Annotated in this window: 30 protein-coding genes; 17 read left to right on the forward strand and 13 right to left on the reverse strand. The window is 65.4% G+C overall.

The window, feature by feature from the left end:
• The first annotated feature begins 44 nt into the window (after positions 1-44).
• The 3 genes from D779_RS04815 (at position 45) to D779_RS04825 (ending at position 3,392) form a co-directional block, all read left to right on the forward strand.
• Positions 45-1,523, forward strand: coding sequence for a TldD/PmbA family protein (locus tag D779_RS04815; protein ID WP_052347836.1), 1,479 nt, complete (start codon positions 45-47; stop codon positions 1,521-1,523).
• Positions 1,520-2,839, forward strand: a complete 1,320-nt coding sequence (locus D779_RS04820; RefSeq protein ID WP_043750260.1) for a TldD/PmbA family protein — start codon at positions 1,520-1,522, stop codon at positions 2,837-2,839. The genes D779_RS04815 and D779_RS04820 overlap by 4 nt, the downstream gene beginning before the upstream one ends.
• 97 nt (positions 2,840-2,936) lie before the next feature.
• Positions 2,937-3,392: a BLUF domain-containing protein gene (locus tag D779_RS04825; RefSeq protein ID WP_043750263.1), complete on the forward strand. Its 456-nt coding sequence runs from the start codon at positions 2,937-2,939 to the stop codon at positions 3,390-3,392.
• 51 nt (positions 3,393-3,443) lie between these two features.
• Here the strand turns inward: D779_RS04825 and D779_RS04830 are convergent, their stop codons facing one another.
• The 4 genes from D779_RS04830 to D779_RS04845 all read right to left on the reverse strand — a co-directional run bounded on the left by D779_RS04830 (position 3,444) and on the right by D779_RS04845 (position 6,849).
• Positions 3,444-4,862, reverse strand: a complete 1,419-nt coding sequence (locus D779_RS04830; protein ID WP_043750266.1) for a PhoH family protein — start codon at positions 4,860-4,862, stop codon at positions 3,444-3,446.
• A 94-nt stretch (positions 4,863-4,956) separates the two neighbouring features.
• Complete coding sequence (locus D779_RS04835; RefSeq protein ID WP_043750271.1) at positions 4,957-5,430, reverse strand: peroxiredoxin; 474 nt, start codon at positions 5,428-5,430, stop codon at positions 4,957-4,959.
• An 88-nt stretch (positions 5,431-5,518) separates the two neighbouring features.
• Entirely contained in the window at positions 5,519-6,058 is a 540-nt protein-coding gene (locus D779_RS04840; protein WP_043750396.1) for a glycine cleavage system protein R, read from the reverse strand.
• 116 nt (positions 6,059-6,174) lie between these two features.
• Positions 6,175-6,849: a Fe2+-dependent dioxygenase gene (locus D779_RS04845; protein WP_043750274.1), complete on the reverse strand. Its 675-nt coding sequence runs from the start codon at positions 6,847-6,849 to the stop codon at positions 6,175-6,177.
• Between the two features lie 146 nt (positions 6,850-6,995).
• Between D779_RS04845 and D779_RS04850 the strand changes: the two genes are divergently transcribed.
• Positions 6,996-7,571, forward strand: a complete 576-nt coding sequence (locus D779_RS04850; RefSeq protein WP_043750399.1) for a hypothetical protein — start codon at positions 6,996-6,998, stop codon at positions 7,569-7,571.
• Positions 7,572-7,651: 80 nt separating this feature from the next.
• On the opposite strand, the gene D779_RS04855 is transcribed toward D779_RS04850, so the two are convergent.
• Positions 7,652-7,852, reverse strand: a complete 201-nt coding sequence (locus D779_RS04855) for a YgaP family membrane protein (protein ID WP_043750276.1) — start codon at positions 7,850-7,852, stop codon at positions 7,652-7,654.
• Between the two features lie 308 nt (positions 7,853-8,160).
• Between D779_RS04855 and D779_RS04860 the strand changes: the two genes are divergently transcribed.
• Positions 8,161-8,676 carry a hypothetical protein gene (locus D779_RS04860; protein WP_052347837.1) on the forward strand — a complete coding sequence of 172 codons (516 nt, stop codon included), beginning with the start codon at positions 8,161-8,163 and terminating at the stop codon, positions 8,674-8,676.
• A 34-nt stretch (positions 8,677-8,710) separates the two neighbouring features.
• On the opposite strand, the gene D779_RS04865 is transcribed toward D779_RS04860, so the two are convergent.
• Positions 8,711-9,196, reverse strand: a complete 486-nt coding sequence (locus D779_RS04865) for a cyclic nucleotide-binding domain-containing protein (RefSeq protein ID WP_043750278.1) — start codon at positions 9,194-9,196, stop codon at positions 8,711-8,713.
• A gap of 211 nt (positions 9,197-9,407) precedes the next feature.
• Between D779_RS04865 and rpsF the strand changes: the two genes are divergently transcribed.
• From rpsF to D779_RS04895, 6 genes are all read left to right on the forward strand, one after another.
• Positions 9,408-9,800, forward strand: a complete 393-nt coding sequence (gene rpsF / locus D779_RS04870; protein ID WP_043750283.1) for a 30S ribosomal protein S6 — start codon at positions 9,408-9,410, stop codon at positions 9,798-9,800.
• 69 nt (positions 9,801-9,869) lie between these two features.
• Positions 9,870-10,094, forward strand: coding sequence for a 30S ribosomal protein S18 (gene rpsR, locus D779_RS04875; RefSeq protein ID WP_012971196.1), 225 nt, complete (start codon positions 9,870-9,872; stop codon positions 10,092-10,094).
• A gap of 84 nt (positions 10,095-10,178) precedes the next feature.
• Positions 10,179-11,090 (forward strand): hypothetical protein, encoded by a 912-nt coding sequence (locus D779_RS04880; protein WP_043750293.1) that lies wholly within the window; start codon positions 10,179-10,181, stop codon positions 11,088-11,090.
• Between the two features lie 48 nt (positions 11,091-11,138).
• Positions 11,139-11,588, forward strand: a complete 450-nt coding sequence (gene rplI / locus D779_RS04885; RefSeq protein WP_043750297.1) for a 50S ribosomal protein L9 — start codon at positions 11,139-11,141, stop codon at positions 11,586-11,588.
• A gap of 401 nt (positions 11,589-11,989) precedes the next feature.
• On the forward strand, positions 11,990-14,656 hold the full coding sequence (locus D779_RS04890) for a replicative DNA helicase (RefSeq protein ID WP_052347838.1): 2,667 nt from the start codon (positions 11,990-11,992) through the stop codon (positions 14,654-14,656).
• A gap of 212 nt (positions 14,657-14,868) precedes the next feature.
• Positions 14,869-15,702, forward strand: a complete 834-nt coding sequence (locus tag D779_RS04895; protein ID WP_043750299.1) for an SHOCT domain-containing protein — start codon at positions 14,869-14,871, stop codon at positions 15,700-15,702.
• A 194-nt stretch (positions 15,703-15,896) separates the two neighbouring features.
• Here the strand turns inward: D779_RS04895 and D779_RS04900 are convergent, their stop codons facing one another.
• The gene (locus D779_RS04900; protein WP_043750302.1) at positions 15,897-16,175 is read right to left on the reverse strand and encodes a type II toxin-antitoxin system RelE/ParE family toxin; all 279 of its coding nucleotides are present in this window, start codon (positions 16,173-16,175) and stop codon (positions 15,897-15,899) included.
• Complete coding sequence (locus D779_RS04905; RefSeq protein ID WP_043750304.1) at positions 16,175-16,384, reverse strand: TA system antitoxin ParD family protein; 210 nt, start codon at positions 16,382-16,384, stop codon at positions 16,175-16,177. The genes D779_RS04900 and D779_RS04905 overlap by 1 nt, the downstream gene beginning before the upstream one ends.
• A gap of 371 nt (positions 16,385-16,755) precedes the next feature.
• Between D779_RS04905 and D779_RS04910 the strand changes: the two genes are divergently transcribed.
• A complete protein-coding gene (locus tag D779_RS04910) occupies positions 16,756-17,382 on the forward strand; it encodes a CHAP domain-containing protein (RefSeq protein ID WP_232424066.1) in 627 nt (208 codons plus the stop codon).
• A 32-nt stretch (positions 17,383-17,414) separates the two neighbouring features.
• On the opposite strand, the gene gluQRS is transcribed toward D779_RS04910, so the two are convergent.
• Together gluQRS and dksA are read right to left on the reverse strand one after the other, a co-directional pair.
• Positions 17,415-18,344 carry a tRNA glutamyl-Q(34) synthetase GluQRS gene (gene gluQRS, locus D779_RS04915; protein ID WP_043750307.1) on the reverse strand — a complete coding sequence of 310 codons (930 nt, stop codon included), beginning with the start codon at positions 18,342-18,344 and terminating at the stop codon, positions 17,415-17,417.
• A gap of 22 nt (positions 18,345-18,366) precedes the next feature.
• A complete protein-coding gene (dksA, locus tag D779_RS04920; RefSeq protein ID WP_043750411.1) occupies positions 18,367-18,801 on the reverse strand; it encodes an RNA polymerase-binding protein DksA in 435 nt (144 codons plus the stop codon).
• A 256-nt stretch (positions 18,802-19,057) separates the two neighbouring features.
• On the opposite strand from dksA, the gene D779_RS04925 reads away from it, so the two are divergent.
• From D779_RS04925 to D779_RS04945, 5 genes are all read left to right on the forward strand, one after another.
• Entirely contained in the window at positions 19,058-19,837 is a 780-nt protein-coding gene (locus D779_RS04925; protein WP_043750309.1) for an HAD-IA family hydrolase, read from the forward strand.
• On the forward strand, positions 19,834-21,033 hold the full coding sequence (locus tag D779_RS04930) for an aminotransferase class I/II-fold pyridoxal phosphate-dependent enzyme (protein ID WP_043750312.1): 1,200 nt from the start codon (positions 19,834-19,836) through the stop codon (positions 21,031-21,033). The genes D779_RS04925 and D779_RS04930 overlap by 4 nt, the downstream gene beginning before the upstream one ends.
• Positions 21,034-21,155: 122 nt before the next feature.
• Positions 21,156-22,241, forward strand: coding sequence for a cell division protein ZapE (zapE, locus tag D779_RS04935; RefSeq protein ID WP_043750314.1), 1,086 nt, complete (start codon positions 21,156-21,158; stop codon positions 22,239-22,241).
• A 25-nt stretch (positions 22,242-22,266) separates the two neighbouring features.
• On the forward strand, positions 22,267-23,019 hold the full coding sequence (ubiG, locus tag D779_RS04940; protein ID WP_043750320.1) for a bifunctional 2-polyprenyl-6-hydroxyphenol methylase/3-demethylubiquinol 3-O-methyltransferase UbiG: 753 nt from the start codon (positions 22,267-22,269) through the stop codon (positions 23,017-23,019).
• 190 nt (positions 23,020-23,209) lie between these two features.
• Entirely contained in the window at positions 23,210-23,395 is a 186-nt protein-coding gene (locus D779_RS04945; protein ID WP_043750323.1) for a hypothetical protein, read from the forward strand.
• Positions 23,396-23,401: 6 nt separating this feature from the next.
• On the opposite strand, the gene D779_RS04950 is transcribed toward D779_RS04945, so the two are convergent.
• From D779_RS04950 to D779_RS04960, 3 genes are all read right to left on the reverse strand, one after another.
• A complete protein-coding gene (locus D779_RS04950) occupies positions 23,402-24,871 on the reverse strand; it encodes a 2Fe-2S iron-sulfur cluster-binding protein (protein ID WP_043750325.1) in 1,470 nt (489 codons plus the stop codon).
• Positions 24,872-24,874: 3 nt separating this feature from the next.
• A complete protein-coding gene (locus D779_RS04955) occupies positions 24,875-25,357 on the reverse strand; it encodes a DUF302 domain-containing protein (protein WP_043750328.1) in 483 nt (160 codons plus the stop codon).
• Between the two features lie 72 nt (positions 25,358-25,429).
• On the reverse strand, positions 25,430-25,711 hold the full coding sequence (locus D779_RS04960) for a cupin domain-containing protein (RefSeq protein WP_043750331.1): 282 nt from the start codon (positions 25,709-25,711) through the stop codon (positions 25,430-25,432).
• Between the last annotated feature and the right edge of the window lie 162 nt (positions 25,712-25,873).

Here is a 25,873-nt window from a genome sequence, read left to right on the forward strand (position 1 = left end):
AGGACAGTCGTAGCGTCACTAGCTTTCATCGATACGGCCGTCCCATGGAATCATCCGACGATATTCGATTGTTCGACGAGATCCAGTTCCTCGACGAGATCGCGGACTCCTTTCGCGCGCATGCGCCCGCGTGCGATTACTGGAGCCTGCGCCTCGTCGCCGAGGAATCCGATCATCTCGAGGTGCGTCAGGGGGTGGTCGAGCCCAGTCTGATCGCCTCCTCGCTGGGGGCCATGGTCACCCTGGTGACGGCCGGCGGGGTCGGATACGGGGCGACCAGCGATCTGAGTCCGGCCGGCCTGCGCGCTGCCGCCGGGCGCGCGGCCGAGTGGGCGCGCCTGCATGCCTGTCTCGGGCTGTTCGATGCCGCTCTGTTTCCGCGCGCCTCGGGCGTGGCCGATTACCACTCTTGCGTCGACGAGACCTGGGATTCGATGTCCGTCGCGGACAAGATCGCGCTGTTGCAGCAGGCCAACGCGGCGCTCGACATCGACGCGCGGATCCTGGACTGGTCCGCCTGGCTGACCCGCAGCCGGGTGTCCCAGCTCTTGGTCAGCAGCGACGGCGGGCGTATCTCGCAGCGTTTCGAGTATCTCTTCCCCGGTCTTCTGGCCGTGGCCAACGCCGGCTCCCAGACGCAGCGCCGTCATGGGGGCGGTGCCGACCGGGTGCGTCAGGGCGGACTGGAGATCCTGGCCGAGGCCCGTCTGCTCGAGGCGGCGCCGTGCGTCGCCGAGGAGGCTATCGCCCTGCTGGAGGCCCCGGAGTGTCCCTCGGATACGCGCGATCTCATCCTGCTGCCCAACCAGATGGCGCTGCAGATCCACGAGAGCATCGGTCATCCGCTCGAGCTGGACCGGATTCTCGGCGACGAGCGCAACTACGCCGGGACCAGCTTCGTGACCCCCGGCATGTTCGGCCGCTACCGTTATGGCTCGGATCTGCTCGACGTCGCCTTCGATCCCTCGGTGCCGGGCGAGCTGGCGTCCATGGTCGCCGACGACGAGGGCAATGCGGCCGAGCGGCACTATCTGATCCGGGGCGGGATCCTGGAGCGCCCGCTGGGCGGTCCCCTGTCCCAGGCGCGCGCCGGTCTGCCCGGCGTCGCCTGCAGCCGTGCCTCCAGCTGGGATCGGCCGCCCATCGATCGCATGGGCAACATCAATCTGGAGCCGGGCGAGGGCGATCTGGACGATCTGATCGCCGGGGTCGAGCGGGGCGTGCTCATGGAGACCAACCGTTCCTGGTCGATCGACGACAGCCGCAACAAATTTCAGTTCGGCTGCGAGCTGGGAAGGCTGATCGAGGATGGCCGACTGACCGGTCTGGTCCGCAATCCCGGCTACCGAGGACTCTCGGCCGAGTTCTGGCGCAGCCTCGACGGGGTCGGCGGACCCGAGACCCGCGAGGTCTGCGGGGTCGCCAACTGCGGCAAGGGCGAGCCGAACCAGAGCCTCTTCGTCGGACATGCCTCGCCGCCCTGCAGGTTCCGCGATGTGTCCGTGTTCGGAGGCGGTGAATGAATCAGGAAGACTTCCAAGCCCTGTCGGATCGATTGTTCGCCAGGCTGTCCGGCGGCGAGGTTCTGTTCTGCTCCCTGGGCGGTGAGACATCGGATTTCGTGCGTCTGACACGCAATCGGATCCGGCAGGCCGGACACCTGCATTCGTTCTCCCTGGGGCTGACCCTGATCTCGGGGGCCCGGCAGGCCGAAGGGGTCTGCGATCTGACCGGTCAGCCGGGGCCGGATCTCGCGCGGGCGGCTCGTCTGCTGCAGTCCCTGCGCGAGCGCATCGGTCATGTGCCCGAGGATCCCTATCTCAACTACTCCGTCGAGCCGACCCAGGGCGCGCGCCGGGTCTCGGCCGAGATGCCTTCCGCCGAGGAGGCGCTCTCCGATCTGGTCGCTGCCGCGGAGGGGCTGGATCTGGTCGGGATCTGGGCGGGCGGCGAGATCCTGGAGGCCCTGTCGAGCTCCATCGGCCATCGGCATTGGCACCAGAGCACCAGCTTCAATCTGGATTGGAGCGGCTATCTGGAGGCCGACAAGGCGCTCAAATCCTGCTATGGCGGATTCAGCTGGGATCCGTCGGTCCTGCGCGGCCGGCTCGATGCCATGCGCGATGCCCTGAAGGTTATGGAGCGGCCGGCGATGACCATCGCGCCCGGACGCTATCGGGCCTATTTCGCGCCCGCCGCGGTCCAGGAGCTGATGGAGATGCTGGCTTGGGGCGGTTTCGATCTCAAGAGCCACCGGACCCAGCAGACACCCCTGCTCAAGCTGGTTCGGGGCGAGCGGCGGCTGGATCCGCGCATCGGCATCCGCGAGGAGTCGTCGCGGGGTCTCGCTGCGGGATTCACCGCGGAGGGATTTCTACAGCCGGACAGCGTGACCCTGATCGAGAAGGGCGCGCATGCCGATTGTCTGGTCGACGCCCGTAGCGCCAAGGAATACGGCGGGATCGTGAACGCGGGCGGAGAGACGCCCGAATCGCTCGCCCTGGACGCAGGCGATCTGCCGCTCGACGCGGTTCCCTCGCGTCTGGGTACCGGGCTCTATATCGGCAACCTCTGGTATTGCAACTGGTCGGATGCCAACGAATGCCGTATCACCGGGATGACCCGCTTCGGTACCTTCTGGGTCGAAAATGGCGAGATCCAGGCGCCGGTCAAGGCGATGCGCTTCGACGACAGCCTCTATCATCTGCTGGGCGACCGGCTCGAAGGGCTGACCCGGGAGCGCGAGCTCATCCTCTCGGCCGACACCTACGACGGGCGTTCGACCGGCAGCGCGCTCTTGCCGGGTCTGCTGGTGTCCGGGATCGATCTGGCGCTCTAGGCGGATCGGTCGGATCATAGGATCGAGGCGTCGGGACACTGGAGATGTCATGGCGTCCCTTGCGTCTTCGCGGTTCGAATCCCTTGGATAGAGGATCATGGAAAATTGCCGGCTCATTTATCGCAGCACCTGTCGCGACGGCTTCATCGACAATGCCGACCTGCGTGAACTGGTCAGCAAGAGCGCCGAGAACAATCGAGTCCAGGGCATCACAGGGATGCTGATTCTGAGCGGGGATCAGTTCCTCCAGGTCTTGGAGGGGCCTTCGGACGCGGTGAACCGCCTCTATGCGCGGATCATCGTCGATAGCCGTCACGAGGATCTGCGGCTGATTTCATACGAGCAGATCTCGGAGCGTCACTTCAAGGACTGGGACATGTCGCTGGTGGATCTCTACGATCTTCCCAAACCGGCGCGCGATCTGCTCGCGCGCAAATATCCATCGCGCAACGGCATCGTGCCCATCCCGGAGCGGGTCCACGAGGCCTACGCCCTGCTGCTCGACGCCAAGTTCCTCTGTCAGGGACGGCCCTGGGAGCGGGATTCGGCGTGACCCGGGGCGTCCTGGTGCTCGGGGCGCCGAATCCTCGTTCGTGCCGCTCTCCTACAGTTCCTGAGAGGCGAAGTCCGCCAGCCGCGAGCGCTCTCCGCGCATCAGGGTGATATGCCCGCTGTGCGGCCAGTTCTTGAACCGGTCCACCACATAGGTGAGTCCCGAGGTGGTCTCGGTGAGGTAGGGCGTGTCGATCTGGCTGATGTTGCCGAGACAGACGAATTTGGTGCCCGGTCCGGCGCGGGTGATGAGCGTCTTCATCTGCTTGGCGGTGAGGTTCTGGGCCTCGTCGAGGATGATGTACTTGTTGAGAAAGGTGCGTCCGCGCATGAAGTTGAGCGAGGAGATGCGGATGCGGTTGCGGATGAGGTCGTTGGTCGCGGCCCGGCCCCACTCGCCGCCTTCCGGCTGGGTGAGCACCTCCAGGTTGTCCATCAGGGCGCCCATCCAGGGCGTCATCTTCTCCTCCTCGGTTCCGGGCAGGAAGCCGATGTCCTCGCCGACCGGGACGGTGACGCGGGTCATGATGATCTCGCGGTAGAGTCCGCGGTCGAGCACCTGAGCCAGTCCGGCGGCCAGCGCGAGCAGCGTTTTTCCGGTGCCCGCCGCGCCCAGCAGGGTGACGAAATCGACCTCGGGGTCCATCAGCATGTTGAGGGCGAAGTTCTGCTCGCGGTTGCGTGCCGTGATGCCCCAGACGTTGTGACGCTGCAGCCGGTAGTCGTCGACCAGCTCGATCACGGCCTCGGTGTCGGAGCGCTTCTCGCGCACGATCGCCTCGAAGCTGCCGTTGTCTCCCAGGCTGAGGCATTGCGCCGGGTACCAGTCGGCGACGTCCGGTCCGGTGATGCGGTAGAAGCTGCGTCCCTCTTCCTTCCAGGCGTCGAGGTCCTTCTGGTGGCGTTCCCAGAAATCATCCGGCAGGATGTCCAGCCCGGTGTAGAGCAGGGTGGCGTCGTCGAGTACCTGGTCGTTGGAATAGTCCTCGGCCGGGATGCCGAGCACCGCCGCCTTGATCCGCAGGTTGATGTCCTTGGAGACGATGATCACCTGGCGGTCGTCGCGCAGCTCGCGCAGCGCCTGGGCCGTGCCAAGGATGTTGTTGTCCGGCGTGCTGCCGGGAAGCGCGGTGGGCAGCTTGAGATCGAGCGGCTCGGTCTGGAAGAAGAGGCGGCCGGTCGCCGGGAAGACGATGCCGCCGCCGTTGGCGCCGGGCGAGAGGATCTGAAGGCCGGCGTCGATCTCCTCCTTGTCCGCGTTGAGCATCAGCTGGTCGAGGAAGCGGCTCACCTGGCGGACGTTGCGTGCCACCTCCGACATGCCCTTCTTGCCCCGATCGAGCTCCTCCAGGACCATCATCGGCAGGAAGATGTCGTGCTCCTGGAAGCGGAACAGCGCGGTCGGGTCGTGCATCAGCACGTTGGTGTCCAGGATGAACAGGCAGGGCTTGTCGTTTTCGCGTTTGATCATGGGCGTCGGGAGACCGGTTGGCCGTCCGGAAGGACCGGCATTGGACTGGCCATCGAGCCGGCCCGGGGCCGGCCGAGTGGATTGGAGGCTGAATCTAGACCCCGGCGAGTTCCTGGGCGGCGGCCAGGACCTCCTCGACGTGGCCCTTGACCTTCACCTGGCGCCATTCGCGCCGCAGCACGCCCTCGGCGTCGATCAGGAAGGTGCTGCGCTCGATCCCCAGGCTCTCCTTGCCGTACATCTTCTTGAGCTTGATGACGTCGAACGCCTTGCAGAGGGCCTCCTCCTTGTCCGAGATCAGGTCGAATCCGAAGGACTGCTTGGTCTTGAAATTCTCCTGGGCCTTGATGCCGTCGCGCGAGGCACCGAGGATCGCCGTGTCGGCGGCGGCGAAGGCGTCCGCCGCGTCGCGGAAGTCCTGGCCCTCCTGGGTGCAGCCCGGCGTGCTGGCCTTGGGGTAGAAATAGAGGACGAGCTGCCGGCCTCGATAGTCCGAGAGCTTGAGGGTCTTGCCCCCGGTGGCGGGCAGTTCGATGTCAGGAATGGTTTCGCCGATCGCTGGAGACATGATGCGGTGCTCCGTATTGGGCTGGTCGTCGAGTCGGGGTGATGCGGTCGCTGGTCCCTGCGGTGCTGTCCTTCCGCCCCGGCGGATATCAGCCCTTGAGCGGTTCGAGTACCGCGTCGAGGTTGAGTCCGTCGCAATAGTCCATGAATTCCTCGCGCAGCGCCGCGATGTGGATGTCCGCCGGGATGCCGACCGTCATGTGTACCGAGAACATGGGGGTTCCGGTATGGGCGGCGGCATAGGTGCTGGTGGCCATGTCCTCGATGTTGATGTCGCGCTCGGAGAAGAAGCCGGCCAGGTTGTTGACGATTCCAGGATGGTCCATGGAGACCACGTCCACCGCGTAGGGCAGCAGATTGCGCCCTGCCGCACGCTCGCCGGTGCGCTTGGAGATGATGGTCATGCCCAGCTGGCGTTCCAGCTCGGGAAGGGTGTTCTCGATCTTGGCCAGTGTGTTCCACTTGCCTTCCACCAGCAGCATCGCCGCGAACTCCCCGCCGAGGACCGTCATGCGGCTGTCCTCGATGTTGCAGCCGTGATCGAGCACGGCCCTGGAGAGTTGGTTGACGATACCTGGATGGTCTTCGCCGAGTGCCGAGATCACGAGGAAGGTCTTCTGCCTGGTCATGTAGGTGCCGGGAGTCTGGGTGTGTGAAAGGCTCTGGGTATAGAGGCCGAGTCGCTCGGGCCAGTTTAGCATGCTGCACCGGGCAACCACATGGATGGGTGAGGCCGGGCCTTGCCCTAGAGATCGCTCCACATGCGCACCAGATTGGCATAGGAGCGATCCACGTAGGCGGTCGCCTCCTGGCCGGGCGCGTCGGCGAGCAGCCTCTCGCGTGCCAGGTTCAGCTCATAGAGGAGCTCGCGCTGGGCCGGGTCGCGCACATAGCTCTGGATCCAGGTGAGCGCCACCAGGCGCTCGCCGCTCCGGACCTCGGCGACCCGGTGCAGACTCGACGAGGGATAGATGACGGCGTCGCCGGCCGGGAGCTTGATCCGGTGCTCGCCGAAGGCCGTGCGGACGACCAGCTCCCCCCCCTCGTAGGACTCGGGCGGATTGAGGAAGAGGGTCATGGAGACGTCGCTGCGGAAGCGGGGTCCGCTGGATCCCATGATGGGATCGTCGACATGATCCCCATAGGCCATGCCTGGTGTGTAGCGGGCGAAGATGAGCTCGGCGACCTTGCAGGGGAGGGCGCCGAAGCGAAAGGTCGGATGCTGTCCCAGGCTGGCCATGACGATCCGGGTCAGGAGCCGCTGGCGTTCCGGGTCGGGTCCGAGCTCCTGGTTGTGCTTGACCCGCGCGGCGGCGAGACCGGCGGTCAGCTTGCCGTCGACGAAACTGGAGCCGGCGAGGATGTCCTGGATCTTGGAGAGCTGTGCCGGGTTCAGCAGCTCGGTGATCGTCAGTAGCATGGTCGGGTCTCTCGGTTGTCCGGGCCCGGCCGCCAAGGTGTCCGGCTGCCGACGGCCGGGTATGATCGCCGCGACGGGCGCTGGCGCCCAGGGGCGCCGGAATCGCTCTGCACCGAATCACATCGACGAAGACGAGGAGGCGCATGATGAATCTGAACGCCATCATCGACGATGATGTCTACGAGCTCAATGTACCCGATGGCCTGCTGGTCCAGGCGGGCGACTTCTTCGACAAGCTCGATCGCGATATGGACGGGGGCTGGCAGATGGGGCGCGAGTGGGTCGAGCGGCCGGATCGGATGCAGCGCTGCCAGATCGTGGCGGACAAGCTGCTCACGACGCTCGAGGCCGAGAATGCGCGGCTCGGGGTCATGATGGCGGGCTATCTGCTCGCGCGTCTTCCCGGGCTGAAATCGGTCCGGCTCGACGTCCAGGGCGAGATGCAGAACAACAGCTTCGAGATCGAGGAGACTCCGGCGGCGAGTGCCGAGCCGGTCGTCGAGACGCCCGGAGCGCCGAGCAAGCTGGAGGCGATGGAGCAGGCCGGAAAGACGGTCACCAAGGTGTTCAAGGTGGGTCGCGGCTACCGCTTCTCGGTCTTCGATCGGGCCTCCGATTCCTGGCGTGACTCGCCCTTGATCGCGACCGAGGAGGAGGCGGCGCGGTTGCGACAGGCCGCCTTTCGCGAGCGCTACGAGTCTCTGCTGAAAGGAGATGCCTGACCAGGCTGACGCTCTCATCCCCATGGACGGCGCGCGGCCCCGTGGGTGCCGTGCGCCGTCCTGACGGAAGAGCGGGCCGATCAGCCTTCCTTCTTCTCGGTGGTGTCCATCTTCAGCAGGGTGTAGGCCGGGCAGAATCCGAGCGCGCCGGTGGCGAGCACGATGAGGCCCAGGATGTCCAGGATCACGGAGGAGGTGACGAGTCCGAGCAGGATGAGCACGCCAGCGGCGGCCAGACGGATGTTGCGATCGAGTGTGCCGATGTTCTTGGGTAGATTCATGATCGAAGCTCCTGACGTTGTTTGAATATGGATCTTGGCTTGCGGGTGGTCTTGCTGTGGATCCCGATGGTCGACCGATTGCGTGCGTCGGTCATGGGCGCGTCGGGCGGTCTCTATGCGCCGCGGACTGACGCGCGAGTTATGGGTTCCGGTGACGAAAATCCGTGCTTCGAGCTGCGTTCGCCTGTGGCAGGCCGGCGAAACGGGCCTAGTATACTCGGGCCATTTGGCTTTCGTGATTGCGATATGTGGTCCAGCCGCCGGTCTTCGGTGCGGCTGCGAACGCTCCGTATACGGAGAGGTATTCGATGATCAAGCGGTTCGATCGGCGCAGGCGCTGCGTTCTCGGCGCGGTCTCCGTGACGTTACTGACCGCGATGAGCGGCTGTTCCAATTCCGGCGAGGACGTCCGGGTGGTGCTGTGCAAAGATGTCGTCCAGGCGCTTCTGTCATCCGACTCGGGTCCGGTCGCGTGGAGTTCCGCCGATATCCGGATGCGTCGCGGCGAGGATCTGAGGGTCGATCTGGGATTTTCGGCTCCCGGCGGGGGCGGGTCCGCCCGCGCCATGCGTGCGGTCTGCATCTATCCCTACGATGCGGTCGAGGACACGGCCCTGACCCTTGCCGATCCCATGTCTGCCTATTCGACCTCGCCCCGGCGCGTCATTCTGAACGGCCGCTCCGTCTCTAACCCGCAGTTGGCCGAGGCGGTCAAGCGGGCGATGCTGGCTCAGGGATGGGATCTGCTGGAGCGCGCGCGACTGGGTGTCGAGAGCGCGGCGCAGCACATCGGGCAGGGTCTGAACGACATTCAGGGGCGTTAGCGGTCGCGTGCGATCTCCTGGCCGATCGGCGCTTTCAATAGAGGGCGTGCGAGCGGCTGACGTATTTCGTCAGCTCGACATGCTGGGCGTTCATGCGTCTCAGGATGTCCTGGCTGACCTTGACGATGTTCTGCATCACCCGATAGACCAGCCAGGGATGGCCGCTCAGGAGCGATTCGAAGGCATCCCGCTCGAAGCTGCAGACCTGGGTGCGTCCGAGCGAACGCAGTGTCGCGGTATGGGGCTGTCCGCTGATGAAGCCCATCTCGCCCGCCAGATCGCCGGTGCGCAGCACATGGATGGTGGTGTATTCCCCCTTGCCGATGTCGCGCGTCACGGCGATAGCGCCTTCCGTGATGATGTGCAGGCTGTTGTCCAGCTTGCCCTCCTCGATCAGGACCTCTTGATCTTCGAGTCGTCTGCAGTAGGCGATCTCGGCCAATGCCGCGACCTGATCGTCGTCGAGACTGGCGCTCAGGCTGGACCGGCGAAGCGAAACGATGTCGTTTTCGATGCTCATTCTGGAGTCCTCCAATATTCTGATTTACTGATACGTTATCAGTTTGATGCAGGGTTGAATTTAGAGCAAGCGGGTCGAGTTCGTCGGAGCTGCGTCCTGGGGTTTTATCTGCCTGGGATTTTCAGATACAATGCGCGATTCCCCTAGTTAAAGGGGACTCCTTGCCTCACCGAAATGCCTCGGGAGGCTGTCCAATCCGAAGGGAGCAGCAATGCGACATTACGAAGTGGTTTTTCTGGTCCATCCGAGCCAGAGCGAGCAAGTGCCCGGCATGATCGAGCGCTACCAGGGCAATCTGGAGAAACACGGCGGCGTCATCCATCGTCTCGAGGACTGGGGGCGTCGTCCGCTGGCCTACCCGATCAACAAGGTCCACAAGGCCCACTATGTGCTGATGAACGTCGAGTGCGGTCAAGAGGCCATCGACGAGCTCGAGAGCGCCTTCCGTTTCAACGACGCCGTGCTGCGCAACCTGATCGTCAGCCGCAAGACGGCCGTCACCGAGCCTTCCCCGCTCGCGAAGACCGGCGAGGAACGCGAGCGTTCCGAGTCCGATTCTTCGGACGGCGATTCGCGCAGCGACGACTCCAACAGCGACGATTGATCGGACGCCGATCCAGTCCGTCCATCCGGCCTCAACTCGCTCCTCATTTCCAAGACTACGGAGAAGACCATGTCCCGTTTCTTTCGCCGTAAGCGCTATTGCCGCTTCACCGCCGAAGGCATCACCGAGATCGATTACAAGGATCTGAACCTGCTCAAGGCGTACATCAGCGAATCCGGCAAGATCGTGCCGAGCCGCATCACCGGCACCTCGGCCAAGTATCAGCGTCAGCTGGCCCAGGCCATCAAGCGCGCCCGCTATCTGGCGCTGCTCCCCTACACCGACGGTCACTGATCGAGGGCTACCGAGGGACGGCGGCGATCCGCCGCGGCGTCCTCCCGGCGCGCTCGAGACCATTCCCGGTTCAGGATCCTCGCCTTGAAGGGGCTCGCTCATTTCGTCATGCGGGGCTATTCGCAGGCCGCGCTGGTGGCGTCGGTCTCGGCCCTGCTGTCGATTCTGATGCCCTTGCTGGGCCTGATCAGCTCGGCGACGGTCGGGCTGGTGACGCTGCGCAAGGGCGCGCGCCCCGGCGTGCTGCTGATGCTCTCGTCGACCTTGGCCGCCGGGCTGTTCGCCTTTCTCGGGCTCGGCTCTCCCTGGCCCGCGCTGGGGATGCTGCTGATCTTCTGGCTGCCCGTCTGGCTGTTGTCGGTGGTACTGAGGTTCGGGCGCTCGCTCGATTTCACCGTTCAGCTCGCCGGTATCGGTGGCCTGATGCTGGTGCTCGGGATGCATCTCCTGGTCGGGGATCCGACCGCCTACTGGCAGACGCTGCTCGAGCCGGTTCGTCAGTCGCTGGTGAAAGACGGCCTGATCGAGGCCGGTTCCAGCCAGACGCTGTTCGCCGAGATGGGGCGCTGGATGACCGGCGCCTTCGCGGCCGGACTGGTGCTGCAGACGCTCGTGGGGCTCTTCCTGGCGCGCTGGTGGCAGGCGGTGCTCTTCAATCCGGGCGGGTTCGGTATCGAGTTTCGGGCGCTCGGCGTCGGCCGGGTCGCGGGCGCCGCCTTCCTGGCGCTGCTCGCCTGGGTCCTGATCGGGCACGGCTCCGGCATCGCCGCCGGGCTGCTGCCGGTGCTCGGCGCGCTCCTGCTGCTGCAGGGGCTGGCCGTGGCGCATGGCGTGCGTCAGCTCTATGGCGCCCCGCGGGGATGGTTGGTCGGTTTGTATGTGCTGATGGTGCTGTTCATGCCGCAGATGGGGCTCCTGGTGGCCTGTCTCGGCCTGGTGGATGTGGGACTGGACATTCGCGGGCGAGTGGCTCGTCGCGCCTCCAAGTCCGGCTGACACCATTCGGATTGCGGCATCCAAACGAATTTTGAGAGGAATACACACGTGGAAGTCATTCTGCTGAAGAACGTGAGCAACCTGGGTGTGCTCGGCGACAAGGTGAAGGTTCGTGCCGGCTACGGCCGCAACTATCTGCTTCCGGGCGGGTTCGCGGTGGCCGCGACGCCAGAGAATCTGGAGGCGTTCGAGGCGCGTCGCGCCGAGCTGGAGCGTGCGGCCGCCGATCTGCTGGCCGCCGCCGAGTCGCGCCGCTCGCGCTTCGAGGGCATCCGCCTGACCGTCGCCCGCAAGGCCGGCGACGAGGGTCGTCTGTTCGGTTCGGTCGGAACTCCCGATATCGCCCAGGCGGCGGCCGAGGCCGGCTTCGATCTGGACAAGTCCGAGGTGCGTCTGCCGCACGGCGCCTTCCGCGCGGTCGGCGAGTACGACGTCATCCTGCATCTGCATCCGGACGTCAACGTCGAGGTCAAGGTCGACGTGGTTCCCGAAGACTGAGACCTACGCCCGCCCCGGTCCGTCGGGGCGGTCTGCGGTCGTCCGGTACCTGCTCCATCGGGATTTCGTTTCGCGATGTCCCGGATGGGGTGGCGCGCCGTCGTCACAGCCGACCTTTCCGTCCGCTCCTCGCGTCGGTCGATTTCTGCTTCCTCTGCATCCTCTCTCCCGCGCTTGTCTCGCTCACTTCGGCGCGACAGAATGACCCCCCTGCGCCGGATCCTTCGCACACGCTCGAGCGCGTCTTGAGCGAGAAGCGCGTTCCGTCGGTGTGTCTTCTGGCGCACCTGCATTGAAATGACGCATGCCATCTCCTGGATGGGTTTATACGCGAGGATCGCACCCTTCTCCGGGCCTGGCGATCCATGGCTCGGTCGGTTGCTCAGTCTCTTCGAGGTCCCATGTACGATTCAGATGGCGACGAGATAGCCAAGCTTGCGGCCGAGGCCGGGGTCGACGACCTCCGGGTGCCGCCGCACAATATCCATGCCGAACAATCCCTGCTCGGCGGTCTCATGCTCGACAACAGCGCCTGGGACCGGGTGGCCGACATGGTGTCCGAAAAGGACCTCTACCGGCGCGAGCATCGGCTCATCTTCGGCGCCATCGTCAAGCTCGCCGAGGACGACCAGCCGTTCGACGTGGTGACCCTGGCCGAGACCCTGGAGCGCACCGAGAACCTGGCCGACGCGGGCGGTCTGCCCTATCTGGGCATGCTGGTCGGCGACACGCCGAGCGCGGCCAACATCAAGGCCTACGCGCGGATCGTGCGTCAGACCTCGGTGCTGAGACAGATGATCGCCGCCGGAACGGCCATCGCCGACAGCGGCTACAACCCCCAGGGCCGCGATGCCGCCGACCTGCTCGACGAGGCCGAGCAGCGCGTCTTCGCCATCGCCGAGCAGGAGGCGCGCGGCGGGGGCGGGTTCCAGCCGATCAAGGACCTCCTGACCAAGGCGGTGGAGCGGATCGATCTGCTCTACCAGCGCGACGAGCCCATCACGGGATTGGGTACGGGATTCTCCGACTTCGACCAGATGACCTCGGGTCTGCAGCCGGCGGACCTGATCATCGTTGCCGGGCGCCCCTCGATGGGCAAGACCACTTTCGCGATGAACATCGCCGAGAACGTCGCCATCCAGTCGCAGCGTCCGGTGGCCGTCTTCAGCATGGAGATGCCGGGCGACTCGCTCGCCATGCGCATGATGTCCTCGCTGGGCCGCATCGATCAGCACCGGGTGCGCACCGGCAAGCTGGAGGACGACGAGTGGCCGCGTCTGACCTCGGCGGTCAACATCCTCGCCGGTGCTCCCATGTTCATCGACGACACTCCCGCGATGTCCCCGACCGAGGTGCGCGCCCGGGCCCGGCGTCTGAAGCGCGAGCAGAACGACCTGGGCCTGATCGTGCTCGACTATCTGCAGCTCATGCAGGCCCCGGGCGCGGGCGAGAACCGGGCGACCGAGATCTCGGCCATCTCGCGCTCGCTCAAGGGACTGGCCAAGGAGCTCAACGTCCCGGTCATCGCGCTCTCCCAGCTCAACCGCAGCCTGGAACAGCGTCCGAACAAGCGTCCGGTGATGTCGGATCTTCGCGAGTGCGTGCCCGGGGAAACCCTGGTGGTCCTGGCCGACGGTCGCCGCGTTCCGATCCGGGATCTCGTCGGCACCTGTCCGGATCTGGTGTCGGTCGATGCCGCCGGCCGCCTGATCGAGGCCAAGGCCGATCGTGTCTGGAGCGTCGGGCGGCGTCCGGTCTCTCTGGTTCGGCTCGCGAGCGGCCGCCAGATCCGGGCGACAGCCGAGCATCGTCTGCTGGCGGCCGATAGCTGGCGAACCGTCGGCGATCTGGTCCCTGGTGCGCGTCTGGCGATCTCGCGCAAACTGCCCGAGCCGGTCGAGACGCTGCGCTGGCCGGAACATGAGCTGATCCTGCTGGCGCATTTGATCGGCGATGGCAGCTATCTGAGCGGTCAGCCTCTGCGCTATACGACGGCCTCGGAGGACAACAGTCGCGTCGTGACCGAGAGCGCGGCCCGGTTCGGCGTCCGTATCAATCGCCACGCCGGTGTAGGGGCCTGGCATCAGCTGGTGTTCAGCGGCAACGGCAATCGCTGGCATCCGGCCGGCGTGAACCTTTGGCTGCGCGAACTGGGGATCTTCGGCCAGCGCTCTCACGAGAAGCGCGTACCCGTCGATCTGTTCAGGCTGGGCAACGATCAGATCGCCCTGTTCCTGCGTCATCTTTGGGCGACCGACGGCACCATCTCATTGCGAAAGCCGGGGCAGAAGGGTAGCCATGGCGTGCATCTGAGCACCAACAGCTATGGTCTTGCGCAAGACGTGGCGGCCCTGCTGATGCGTCTGGGAATCGTCGCCCGTATCCAGTCCGTCGTTCAGGCCGGCTATCGCACGACCTATATGGTCTGGGTGCGAGGGGCTGAAAACCAGAAGATCTTCCTGGCTCGCGTCGGTGCCTTCGGTCCTCGGGTCTCCCAAGCCGCCGCATTGGAGGCGGTGCTGGCCGACGTCAAATCCAATACGAACGTCGATACGCTGCCGAGAGAGGTGTTCGCTCGGGTCAAATCCGCGATGCAAGGGAAAGGGATCTCGCAGCGAGCGATGGCGGCAATGCGCGGAACCGCCTATGGCGGCACCTCGCATTTCCGCTTCGCGCCCTCGAGAGCCTTGTTGGCGGATTATGCCAATCAGCTACAAGATCCCGAGTTGGAGGCGGCCGCCACCAGCGATCTATTCTGGGATACCGTCGTTGCCGTCGAGCCGGATGGCGAAGAGGAGGTCTTCGATCTGACCGTTCCGGGGCCATCCTGCTGGCTGGCGGACGGTATCGTCAGTCATAACTCGGGAGCCATCGAACAGGATGCAGACCTCATCGTCTTCATCTATCGCGACGAGGTCTATCACGAGGACAGCAACGACAAGGGTATCGCCGAGATCATCATCGCCAAGCAACGTAACGGCCCGATCGGAACCGTGCGCTTGACCTTCCTCGGCAAGTACACCAAGTTCGAGAACTTCATCGGCAACTATTACGGCGAGGGCGGCTGAGCGTCCGCGATCGAGCCGATGGCTATCACCTTCCTGTCTGCGGTGGCGTCTATATTCCGCTCGGAATTCCGGTTCTTGTCGTCCGGTTCTCCTTGCCAACGGCGTCGTCGCATCGTTTCGACTGTCTGATGTCTCGATGCGCGCCGAGCGCAGATCTTTCCGGTGTCGCAACAGGCGACCACCCACATCCATTCGTCTCAGGGGATCATCCCATGCAGCAGCTTACGGCCGAAGGTCAGCGAATCGTTTCCGAGGTCGCCGCCCGCCATGGCTTCAGCACCGATGCCGTCACCCACATGCTGTTCGCGGTGCTCAACGGCAACGGCAGCATGGCGCAGTTCAATCATCCGGAATTCGCCGGCTCGGGTCAGTGGATGCAGGGCGGCATGCTGATGCTGGGCGACATGTTCAATCATTTGCTGAAAGGGCGCGTGGATGCCTTGTGTCAGGATCTTTCCGCGATCCTCGCCAGTCAGCCCGGACTGTTGAGTTCCGGCAGCTTCCAATCCCAGAGCCAGAGCGGCGGTGGGCAGCAAAGCCAGCACGCGGGCGCCCCGATGGGCGCCTCCAGCCTCTTCGTACCGGACCCGGTCTCCAACTGGTGGCCGGCGGATCTCGGCGCGCCAAGCGCGACCGGAAGCCAGAACAACGTCCGTTACGCCTATTTCGCCAATGCCCGCCGCCTCGCGGTCGAGACCTTCGGTCAGGTCTGGATCTACGACACCCTGGATCACCAGATCGGCGGATTCTCGCAGCAGCAGGGCGGCGGTGGCTCGATCCTCTTCACCAGCCAGTATGGCACCGTGAACCTGTCCAGCCTGCCGGTGGTCTCCATCGACGGCCGCACGCCGCCCGGCCAGACATCCTCGGCGCCGACTCCGACTCCGACTCCGACTCCGGCTCCCGAGCCAGCACCGCCGTCCACCCCGTCGAGCGAGAGTGATGTCTTCGCCGCCATCGAACGTCTTGCCGAACTGCATGGTAAGGGAATCCTGACCGACGACGAGTATGCCCGGAAGAAGTCCGAGCTGCTGAGTCGTTTGTGACCGACGGACTCGGCTGCCGATCACTGGATATCAAGCGACAGCTTTGTCCCATTAGGGGAAACTCATCCACGGTGGCTAAGCGGAAGGGCTCGGTCACATGCTGACGCTCACCCCCGGTTGAGGGGGCGGCGGCAGTCCAACGGTTAGCGGGCACATGGTTGGGAATCGCGCGCGTAACGACGCTACTCGCTTGGTCAGCTTTCCGCGCGCTTGAGGTCTCGATAGAAATTCTCGTGTGGGCCGACCATTAGGAGCTTGACGGTGTCGGCGTCCATGACCCGGTAGGCGACTAAGCACAGTTGGTTGGCCATACGGAGCTTGTAGACCTGGACACCGGCGAGGTCGCCGACCTTGGCCTCTCCGATCCCGGGATCTTGCGCGATGATCCTCACCGCTTCGTCGAGCTCGACCTTCTGTCTGGGATGGAGCTTCTTGACCGCGCGAGCGAAGGTCGGTGTAACGAGCAGGCGCATCAGCCGAACTGGTACTCGCCAATCGCCTCTTCCTGGTCGGCGATCAGGATCTCGCGAATCACCGAGAATGGCAGGTCCGGGTTCTCTGCGGCGATCTTGCCGATCTGCGACCAATATTCGATCTGCTTGGGCACCGAGCGATGTTCAACCCGGGCATAGTGCTTCGCCTGGTTGACGAGCTCTTCGGGCAGTTTGACGTTGACGGCCATTAGGGATCCCCTTTTTGGCGCATTTTAGCGCTATAGGCTACTTAAAGGAACGTCTTGGCCTTCCGACGACCGCCGGGGAGTCCTTCTTCCTCACAGATAACGTCTGGTCTCGCTTCTTCAGCTGCCGCCGGGCAACGTAAGTCCAGTGGCAGCTCTGGGGCGTGAGCAGAGCACTGTGAGATCGAGCGGATTATCCGGTTTCCGTGTTTGACAGTTACCGGATCTTGTGATGACAGTGGCGCCTCATTCATCGACTCCAGCACCTTCCACACACGGATGGTGCGGACCTCATGGCTCGGTCCTCAAATGTCGGGCCACTGGAACGCCTGTCGCGACTTCGCGCCGCTCGGCGGGCGTGCGATGGGGCCTGCGTGACGCCGTTTGGATCGCGGCTCGGTGTTTCGGATGGGGTCGAGGCGCGCTCGAACTGCGTCTCGACCTGTCTTCGTCTGGAGTTCAGCTACGTCGATCCCGAATCGGGAGAAATCCGCGTCGGGAAGACATCGCCCGATACGCAAGGGTTCGAATGCGCGGGCGTGACCTATCAATGCGTCGAGTACGCGCGGCGTTGGTGGATCCGCAATCTCGGGTTGACCTTCGGGGATGTTCCGACCGCCGCGGACATCTTCGGTCTAGAGGAGGGGCTGAAGCTGCCCGGTCGCACGCCGGTTCCGCTCGGCCGTTCGCTCAATGGCGCCGCCAAGCGTGCGCCAAGGCGCGGCGATCTGGTGATCTATGCGCCCGATCCTGGGGATGCTGAGTGGCGTTTCGGGCATGTGGCCGTCGTGGTGGAGGTGGATCTCGATCAGGGCTGGGTCGCGCTCGCCGAGGAGAACTACGACAACCGTCCGTGGCGCGATCCGGACGTCTATGCCCGCCGGGTCCATCTGTTCGCCGTGGGAGGCCGTTTTACCCTCGTGGACGTGCAGCCTGGAGCGACCCGTAATCCGGAGGGAGGGCGTATCGCTGGCTGGGTCTATCCGTTGACGATGCGCTGACCGATCCCCTCTGTCCTGTTCTTCGTAGTCTGTCAATCGATGGGCTGGAGGGTGGGTTCGATGGTCAGAGCCTCTTTGGCCGGGATGTCCTCGATACGCCAGCGCGGGATCGCCAGGTCCCAGAATGCCTGCGGGCTGCCGTGCTCGGGCAGCGATGTCTGGCCGAGCAGGCGCCAGGCCAGGTTCAGCGCCGGCAGCGGGTCGTCGGGATCCACCGGGGCCGCCGCGTGCGATTTGCTGAGCTTGCGTCCCCGTTCGTCGAGGATCAGGGGGACGTGGGCGTAGGCCGGTAGGGATAGGCCGAGATGGCGCTGGAGCAGGATCTGGCGAGGCGTCGAGAGCAGCAGGTCGGCTCCGCGGACCACATGGGTGATGCCCTGGAAGGCGTCGTCGATCACGACGGCGAGCTGATAGGCATGGATGCCGTCGGCGCGATGCAGCACGAAGTCGCCGACGCTTGCGTCGATCGACTGGCTCTGAGGGCCCTGGATCCGGTCCTCGAAGGCGATCCGCGCGCCCTGCGTATTCAGCCTCATGCTTCTTTGGCTGCGACCCTGGACAAGGCCCGTGCGGCAGGTGCCCGGGTAGATGTGGCCTTCGGGGCCGGATTCGGCGATGGCGGCGATCTCGGATCGGGTGCAGCCGCAGGGATAGGCGAGTCCGGCTTGGGCGAGCCGGGAAAGCGCCGCTTCGTAGGCCGGGGTACGCTCGCTCTGATAGAGGATGGGTGCGTCCCAGGCGAAGCCGAATGCTCGGAGCGTCTTCAGGATACGCTCGGCCGCTCCGGGCCGCTCGCGTGGGCGGTCCAGATCCTCCATGCGCAGGATCCAGGCGCCCCTGTGGGTGCGTGCGTCGGCGTAGCTGGCGACCGCGGCGATCAGCGAGCCGAAGTGCAGCGGTCCGGTGGGCGAGGGCGCGAAGCGCCCTCGGTAGATGCGTTCGTCGAAAGGGCCTTCAGCCATGCGGAGGCCTGGGGCGATCTCCTCAGCCGCGCTGCTTCTCGCGGATCTCGTCGAGCGTCTTGCAGTCGATGCAGAGCGTCGCCGTGGGCCGCGCCTCGAGGCGGCGGATGCCGATCTCGACCCCGCATGCCTCGCAATAGCCGTAATCGTGCTCGTCGAGCCGGCCAAGCGCCTCGTCGATCTTCTTGATCAGCTTGCGCTCGCGATCGCGGGTGCGTAGCTCCAGGCTGAACTCGGACTCTTGGGTGGCGCGGTCGTTGGGATCGGGGAAATTGGTCGCCTCGTCCTGCATGTGGTGGACGGTGCGGTCGACCTCCTCCATCAGAGACCGTTTCCAGGCGAGGAGGATTTCACGGAAGTGCTCCTCCTGCTCGGGATTCATGTACTCCTCATCACTTCCGGCGTTGTAGGGTTCGAACCCGAACGACCCGGTTTCTTGTGTTCTAGCTTCGGCCATTGTTGTCTCCCGAAGGCTCCAGTCGTAGAGATGTCCGCGGACCGGATCGGGATCGCTCATCTTCGATCGTCCTGTCTTCGGATCCGCGCCGCGAAAACGTGCTTTAGTATCAGATCGGCGTCTCCTGAGCAACTTGATACACAGCCTCGCGCGATGCGCCGACCGCTTCGGTAGGGTAATCTTCGCCCTGCGAAATCGACCCCCGGTCGTGCCGGGTCCGCGGGTTGCGGTCGTTCGAACAAGTTGGAGTCGTCTTATGCTTGGATTCAAGGCATTGATCTTCGATGTGGATGGCACGCTCGCCGATACCGAGCGCGATGGCCATCGGGTGGCCTTCAATGCCGCATTCGCCGATGCCGGTCTGGACTGGTCCTGGGACTCGGCGCTCTACGGCGAGTTGCTGGCCGTGGCTGGGGGTAAGGAGCGGATCCGCTTCTACATGGAGCGTGCCGGCATCCCGCTCGATCCCTCGGAGAGGGGCGACGCCTTCGTCGCCGGTCTGCACGCGGCCAAGACGCGTCACTATGTCGCCATGCTGCGCGAGGGACGGATTCCGCTGCGGTCCGGCGTGCTGCGTCTGCTGCGCGAGGCGCGCGATGCCGGCGTCCGGTTGGCGGTCGCCACCACCACCACGCACGAGAACGTCGTCGAACTGCTCGATCATTCCGGCGAGCCCGGACTCTCCTCCTGGTTCGAGCTGATCGCGGCCGGCGACCTGGTGCCGAACAAGAAGCCCGCGCCCGACATCTATACCTACGCATTGGCCGAGCTCGGTCTGGGTGCCGAGGACTGCATCGCGATCGAGGATTCGGACAACGGGGCCGAGTCGGCCCTGGCCGCCGGGCTGAAGGCCCTGCTGGTGACGATCAACGACTATACGCGCGGGCAGGACTTCGGGGCCGCGCCGCTGGTGGTCGACCGTCTCGGCGGACCGGACGATCCGGCGCATGCTCTGGTCGGCGATCTGGGCGAAGGGTCCTGGGTCGATCTGGCGCGGCTCGACCGTCTCCATCGCCAGGTCTATCCGGCCTCATGAGCAGGGGCCGCGACAGTCTCGACGGATCGGTTCCGCTCGCCGCCCGTGCCCGCGCGGTCCAGCCCTTCCATGTCATGCGTCTGCTCGCCCGGGCGCACGAACTGGAGGCCGCCGGCCGGTCCATCATCCATCTCGAGGTCGGCGAGCCGGATTTCGCCACCCCGGAGCCCATCCTCGCGGCCGGTCAGCGGGCACTGGCGGCCGGTCTGACCCATTACACCCCGGCCGCGGGGCTCGCCGAGCTGCGCCGGGCCATCGCCGGGCACTACGGGCGACGCTACGGCGTCGATCTGGGGCCCGAGCACATCCTGGTCGCGCCGGGCGCCTCGGGGGCGCTGCAGCTGGTGTTCTCCGCGCTCCTGGAGCCGGGCGACCGGGTGATGATCGGCGACCCCTCCTATCCCTGCTATCGTCAGGTGCTGCGCCTGCTCGGGGCCGAGCCGCTGAGCGTGCCGGTCGGCGCGGACAGCGACTTCCAGCTGACCGCCGAGCGCGCCGAGCGGGCCTGGTCGCCGGGCGTTCGCGCCCTGGTGGTCGCCTCGCCGGCCAATCCGACCGGTTCGGTGCTGGACGCCCGGGCACTGGCCGATCTCCATGCGCTCTGCCGCGAGCGCGGGGCGGCACTGATCGTCGACGAGATCTATCAGGGGCTGGTCTACCGGGTTCCGGACGTGACCGCGCTGGCGCTGGGGCTGGACGACCTCTACGTCATCAACAGCTTCTCCAAGTATTTCGGCATGACCGGATGGCGTCTCGGCTGGGTCGCGGGCTCGGTCGAGTCGATCCAGGTCATGGACCGCCTGTCCCAGAACCTCTTCATCGCCGCCAACACGCCGGCCCAGCACGCGGCCCTGGCGGCCTTCGAGCCCGAGACGCTCGCCATCCTGGAGTCGCGCCGCCTCGCCTTCGAGACGCGCCGCGACTTCCTGCTGCCCGCGCTGCGCGAGCTCGGCTTCCGGATTCCCAACCGTCCCGACGGCGCCTTCTATCTCTATGCCGGGCTGCCGGAGCGGGTCCGCGAGGATTCCATGGCCTTCGTCACCCGGCTGCTCGAGGAGGTCGGGGTGGCGGTGACGCCCGGTCACGACTTCGGCGATCACGCGGCCGGCCGGCATCTGCGTTTCGCCTACACGCGCGATCTGGATCCGCTGGCCGAGGCCGTGGAGCGCATCGCCTCCTTTATGGAGCGTCTCTGAGCCGAATCGCCCCGGACTTGCTCCGGTCCGGCGCGATCCCCATGTCCCTTTCCCCCGATCGCCGCTCGCGCCGCCATCCACGCGGATCGTTGCGGGCGGCCGTAACCCCGATTCTCGAACCCATGACCGACAGCATCTGCAAGACCCCCTTCAAACCCCTCGACGACGTCCAGCAGCAGGCCGCCGATCTCCTTCTGGCGCTGCACCGCCGGCTGCTCGCCGAGCCCCCGGTCGAGCCGCGCCGGGGGCTGCTGGGGCAGCTGCGCAACCGTCTCTCGGGTCCGGTGGAGCCGGTCCGGGGGCTCTATCTCTGGGGCGGGGTCGGGCGCGGCAAGACCTATCTGATGGACTGGTTCGTCGAGGATCTGCCGCTCGACGGCAAACGCCGGGTCCATTTCCATCACTTCATGCGCGACATCCACGACCTCATGTCGCGGCTGCCCAAGCAGCCGGACCCGCTGGAGGTGGTCGCCGACCGGCTGAGATCCGAGGTGCGGGTGCTCTGTCTCGACGAGTTCCTGGTGACCGACATCACGGACGCCATGCTGCTGCACGGTCTGCTGCGAGCCCTGTTCGAGCGGGGCGTGACCTTGGTGACCACGGCGAACACGGCCCCCCGGGAGCTCTATCGCAACGGTCTGCAGCGCCAGCTCTTCCTCCCGGCCATCGATCTGCTCGAACGCCATACCCGGGTGTTCGAGCTGGACGGCGGGACCGACTACCGGCTGCGCGCCCTGGCCGAGGACGGGGTCTACTTTCTCGCGGCCGACGAGGGCGAGCGTCATCTCGCCGACGCCTTCCAGCGTCTGACCGGCGGTCACGAGGTGGGCGAGGGCGAGTTCGAGGTCAATGGCCGCCGCTTCCCGGTGCGCGGGTTGGGGATGGACGTGGCCTGGTTCGATTTCGCCGCGCTCTGCGGGACGACGCGCTCGGCGGCGGACTATATCGAGATCGCCTGCGAGTACCATACGGTCCTGCTGTCGGGCGTTCCGCAGCTCGGACCCAAGGTGGATTCGGCGGCCAGACGCTTCCTGCACCTGGTCGACGAGTTCTACGACCAGCGCGTCAAGCTGATCATGTCGGCCGCCGCGCCCGTCTCCGAGCTCTATCGTGGCGGATTGACGGAGTTCGCGCACGAACGTCTGGTCAGCCGTCTGATCGAGATGCAGTCGCGCGACTATCTGGCCGCGGCCGCGCCCGAGTCCTGATCGCTTTCATCCAGGAGGAACTGACATGACCTCGACCCAAGTGAGCGCGCCCAGCGTCGATCCGCAGGAGGTGGCCTACTACGAGCGGCTCGCCCATCTCTGGTGGGATGCCGAGGGGCCGTTCTGGCCGCTGCACGCCCTCAACGGCTTCCGAGCGAACTACATCCGCGAGCGCCTCGCGGCCGATCTGGGGCGCGATCCGGCCTCGGAACGGCCGCTGGAGGGGTTGCGGGTGCTGGACATCGGCTGCGGCGGGGGCATCCTGAGCGAGTCGATCGCGCGTCTGGGCGCTCGGGTGACAGGGGTCGACGTGACCCAGAAGAACGTCTCGGTGGCCAGGCTGCATGCCGAGTCCGGCGGTCTCGCGATCGACTATCGCCTGGCGAGCGTCGACCAGTTGGCGGCCGAGGGGGCGAGGTTCGATGTGGTGCTCAACATGGAGGTGGTCGAGCACGTCGACCGGCTGCCCGAGTTTCTGGCCGACTGCGGCCGGCTGGTCGAGCCCGGCGGCAAGCTGTTCGTCGCCAGCATCAACCGCACCTGGGCCGCCTATGCGATCGCCATCCTCGGCGCCGAGTACGTCCTGCGCTGGCTGCCGCGCGGCACGCATCATTATCGCAAGCTGGTCGCGCCGGGCGAGGTACGCCGATATCTGGGCGATGGATTCGTGCAGCTGCACGGAACGGGTGTGCGGATCAACCCCCTGACGCGGCGCTTCAGTTATACCCGATGGCTCGGGGTGAACTACATGTTGTTGCTCCAACGGCAGGAATCCTGAGGATTTTTATCGGCTCCACAGCTGTTGAATCTCAGCGCTTTCATGCATACTCTAAACAAGGTCAAGGAAGATTCGTAAAAACAAGGCGTGGTTGCCGTCACGGGCGGTCTGATTCGAACGCCCAATTCGACCCCGAGTGCGACACCATTGAGTCGGGGTTTGCAGCAGAGCTCGTGTGGAGTATGCAGCGATGGAGAACAAGCAACAGGAACTGGAGCGTTGGATCGCCTCCAAGGTGCGTGGCGATCTGGGCTATACCTATATTCGGCTCTATGCCGACGCGCCGACATGGGCGCGCGATCTGGCCGTCAACCGGTACGGCAAGGGGACCGTCTTTCTGCCTCCGGAACAGACCAGGCCGCAAGCCGCCGCCTGAGCAGGCTCACCCGTCCATGCGCTCGGAGGCGATCCGGTCCTCCGAAATTCCCATCTGGATCAGTCGCGAGACGGCTCGATCCACCTCATCCTTCGGGCCCGCGACATAGAATCGGTGGCGGGCCGGCTCGGGTAGCGTGCGCACCGCCTGCTGGGCGGTCTCGCCCGGATCTCCGCTCGCGCTCGGGACGAAGCTGAAATTGTCCAGCGCGTCCTGAAGCGCGCGGCACCAGCCCGATTCGTGGTGTCCCTCGGGTCTCGCGGTATCCCAGTGGAGTGCGAACGACTCGATCGTGTCGATCGAGATGGCGTGCTCGATCAGGCTCTTGATCGGCGCGATCCCCTCGTCGAAGGCGATGAAGACGGCCGGATCCGAGGTGTCCTCGGTGAGGACGAAGGTGCCCTGTGGGCCCTCGATCTCCAGGGCCTGACCCTGGCGCAGCCCGTCGAAGAGGGTCTGTGAAAAGGCGTCCGTTCCGCGCCGGACCAGGAACCAGAGGTTGCGTCCGTTGCAGGGACAGCTGGCGATCGACAGCTCGCGGCTCTCCCCGCCGGCCAGGATCAATCGTACCCGCTGGCCGGCCATGAAACGCAGCGTCTGGGTGCGGGGCGTCTGCAGCTGCAGCGAGATCAGATCCGGCGAGTGCCGGTCGATCTTGCGCACGCTGGCGCGAATCCGCTGATTCGGCAGGTCCGTCGTCTTGCTGGCCTCGGCGGCCTCGATCACCAGATCGGTGACGGCCGTATGCGAGCAGGCGAGGATGTAGCCCATCGACTTCTCGCGCTCGCTCAGCACATAGTCGTGATCGCGGATCTTCCAGGTCTCGCCGCTGACCAGCCGGGCCTTGCAGTCGCCGCAGTTTCCGCTGGCGCAGCCGTAGTTCAGGTTGAGACCGGCACGCACGGAGGCGTCGAGGATGGATTCGTTGCCCTCGACGAAGAAGTCGTGTCCGCTGGGGATGAGCTTGACGTTGGCGGCCATGATGCGCAGAAAGGAGTCTTTGGCGAAGAGTCGGGCCTGGTCGGCGGCCGAGGGAGGGGCGGCGAGTTGGGTGCGGCGTTCCGCGAGCCAATGGCTCATGGAGCCGAGCGCGCTGGAGACCTGATCGGCCGGAAGGTCGGCGAGTCCCTTCAAGCGCTCGCCGATCTCGTCGAGCAGGACGTTCGCGGATTCCAGTTCGGCCATGCGCTCCGCGAGTCCCTCGCTCAGTCCGTGCAGGCGCGAGACCAGGACCTGGGGATCGGGAAGCCGCGTGTCCCTGCCGTCCTGTTTGGGCAGGGCCTCGCGCTTGATGCGCTCGACCCGCTCCAGCGCGGAATCGTCGCTGAGACGGATCGAGGGGAAGGTCCTCAGCAGATCCTCGACCGCGACCGCTCCCTCGAAGGTCGGGATGTCGCCGCCGCGGATGCGTCGCTGGAGCTCGGCCCGGGTGATGCCGGCCAGCCGCGCGGCCCGTGACAGGCTGAGATAGCGCATGGCTCAGAGGTCTCCGTTGGCGCCCGCCTGCATGATGCTCATCATGGTGTCGCGCACCTTGGTGGCCAGTTCCTCGAGGTCCGGTGGCAGATCGGCCATGGCGATCACCTTGTCCAGGTCGAGCGTTACCAGCCAGGGCTTGCCGTCCTGGTCCTGGATCAGGGTGATGCGGCAGGGCAGATAGGCCGAGAAGTCCAGGTTCGCCTGGATCATCTGGGCGGCGATGCGGGCGTCGCAGAACTGGAAGATCTCGATGTGTTTGCTCTCGATGCCCATGGCCTCCAGCTCCTTGGAGAGCGGCAGCCGGGCGACCATCTTGAAGTTGAGTCCGTTGGCCCGGAGCAGCATGGAGTCGACGGCGTCGTCCATGGTCACGTCCTCGGCCAGGGGCAGCTTGACCACGGTGTCGGCGATGGTCATGTCGCCGGCCTGGGCGGGCGACTGCAGCAGCATCAGGAACAGGGTCAGCCAGGGTAGGGTGCGCATATCCGTCCTCTCTCTCGTGTCGATCGTTATGGTGCGTGCTCTGGATGCCGCGGCCTCGCGGCCGCGATTCCGTCAATCGAAGCGATAGTGCTTTTCGACCGCTTCGTGGATCTCCCAGGTGCAGGACAGGCCCGCCGGGAAGCTGATGAGGTCGCCGCGGGAGAAGCTCTCGGGTTCGCCGCCCTCCGGTGTGACCGTGAAGCGTCCACGGACCACGTAGCAGGTCTCGGTCTGGCTGTATTCCCATGGAAAGGTGGAGGGCTCCTTCTTCCAGATCGGCCAGTCGTCCACTCCCAGGACCTCGAGCTTGGCGGGTGAGGGCTTGTGCTCGCAGCGAATCTCCAGATCGGTCATTGTCTGTCGGGGCTCCTTGGAATTGAGTCATGTCGAATCAGGTATGGTCGCCGAGGTGCGGTCGGTCGGTGACGATTTCCACGTGCGGGATTGTCTGGACACCCGATCTCGGCGACACTCGCGCCCGATGATAGAGCAGAGCGGATGTCCGGGGGTCGTCGC

The sequence above is a fragment of the Imhoffiella purpurea genome (genome assembly GCF_000585215.1).
Classification (GTDB): Bacteria; Pseudomonadota; Gammaproteobacteria; order Chromatiales; family Chromatiaceae; genus Imhoffiella; species Imhoffiella purpurea.

Bases quoted from the DNA above. Each gene is read 5' to 3' on its own strand.
- D779_RS04890 (WP_052347838.1), top strand. From the start codon at position 11,990: ATGTACGATTCAGATGGCGACGAGATAGCCAAGCTTGCGGCCGAGGCC.
- rpsR (WP_012971196.1), top strand. From the start codon at position 9,870: ATGTCCCGTTTCTTTCGCCGTAAGCGCTATTGCCGCTTCACCGCCGAA.
- D779_RS04865 (WP_043750278.1), bottom strand. From the start codon at position 9,196: ATGAGCATCGAAAACGACATCGTTTCGCTTCGCCGGTCCAGCCTGAGC.
- D779_RS04855 (WP_043750276.1), bottom strand. From the start codon at position 7,852: ATGAATCTACCCAAGAACATCGGCACACTCGATCGCAACATCCGTCTG.
- D779_RS04950 (WP_043750325.1), bottom strand. From the start codon at position 24,871: ATGCGCTATCTCAGCCTGTCACGGGCCGCGCGGCTGGCCGGCATCACC.
- gluQRS (WP_043750307.1), bottom strand. From the start codon at position 18,344: ATGGCTGAAGGCCCTTTCGACGAACGCATCTACCGAGGGCGCTTCGCG.
- rpsF (WP_043750283.1), top strand. From the start codon at position 9,408: ATGCGACATTACGAAGTGGTTTTTCTGGTCCATCCGAGCCAGAGCGAG.
- D779_RS04860 (WP_052347837.1), top strand. From the start codon at position 8,161: ATGATCAAGCGGTTCGATCGGCGCAGGCGCTGCGTTCTCGGCGCGGTC.
- D779_RS04930 (WP_043750312.1), top strand. From the start codon at position 19,834: ATGAGCAGGGGCCGCGACAGTCTCGACGGATCGGTTCCGCTCGCCGCC.
- D779_RS04850 (WP_043750399.1), top strand. From the start codon at position 6,996: ATGAATCTGAACGCCATCATCGACGATGATGTCTACGAGCTCAATGTA.
- D779_RS04815 (WP_052347836.1), top strand. From the start codon at position 45: ATGGAATCATCCGACGATATTCGATTGTTCGACGAGATCCAGTTCCTC.
- D779_RS04830 (WP_043750266.1), bottom strand. From the start codon at position 4,862: ATGATCAAACGCGAAAACGACAAGCCCTGCCTGTTCATCCTGGACACC.
- D779_RS04825 (WP_043750263.1), top strand. From the start codon at position 2,937: ATGGAAAATTGCCGGCTCATTTATCGCAGCACCTGTCGCGACGGCTTC.
- D779_RS04835 (WP_043750271.1), bottom strand. From the start codon at position 5,430: ATGTCTCCAGCGATCGGCGAAACCATTCCTGACATCGAACTGCCCGCC.
- D779_RS04945 (WP_043750323.1), top strand. From the start codon at position 23,210: ATGGAGAACAAGCAACAGGAACTGGAGCGTTGGATCGCCTCCAAGGTG.
- D779_RS04895 (WP_043750299.1), top strand. From the start codon at position 14,869: ATGCAGCAGCTTACGGCCGAAGGTCAGCGAATCGTTTCCGAGGTCGCC.
- D779_RS04840 (WP_043750396.1), bottom strand. From the start codon at position 6,058: ATGACCAGGCAGAAGACCTTCCTCGTGATCTCGGCACTCGGCGAAGAC.
- D779_RS04845 (WP_043750274.1), bottom strand. From the start codon at position 6,849: ATGCTACTGACGATCACCGAGCTGCTGAACCCGGCACAGCTCTCCAAG.
- D779_RS04955 (WP_043750328.1), bottom strand. From the start codon at position 25,357: ATGCGCACCCTACCCTGGCTGACCCTGTTCCTGATGCTGCTGCAGTCG.
- dksA (WP_043750411.1), bottom strand. From the start codon at position 18,801: ATGGCCGAAGCTAGAACACAAGAAACCGGGTCGTTCGGGTTCGAACCC.
- zapE (WP_043750314.1), top strand. From the start codon at position 21,156: ATGACCGACAGCATCTGCAAGACCCCCTTCAAACCCCTCGACGACGTC.
- D779_RS04960 (WP_043750331.1), bottom strand. From the start codon at position 25,711: ATGACCGATCTGGAGATTCGCTGCGAGCACAAGCCCTCACCCGCCAAG.
- D779_RS04905 (WP_043750304.1), bottom strand. From the start codon at position 16,384: ATGGCCGTCAACGTCAAACTGCCCGAAGAGCTCGTCAACCAGGCGAAG.
- D779_RS04820 (WP_043750260.1), top strand. From the start codon at position 1,520: ATGAATCAGGAAGACTTCCAAGCCCTGTCGGATCGATTGTTCGCCAGG.
- D779_RS04925 (WP_043750309.1), top strand. From the start codon at position 19,058: ATGCTTGGATTCAAGGCATTGATCTTCGATGTGGATGGCACGCTCGCC.
- ubiG (WP_043750320.1), top strand. From the start codon at position 22,267: ATGACCTCGACCCAAGTGAGCGCGCCCAGCGTCGATCCGCAGGAGGTG.
- D779_RS04900 (WP_043750302.1), bottom strand. From the start codon at position 16,175: ATGCGCCTGCTCGTTACACCGACCTTCGCTCGCGCGGTCAAGAAGCTC.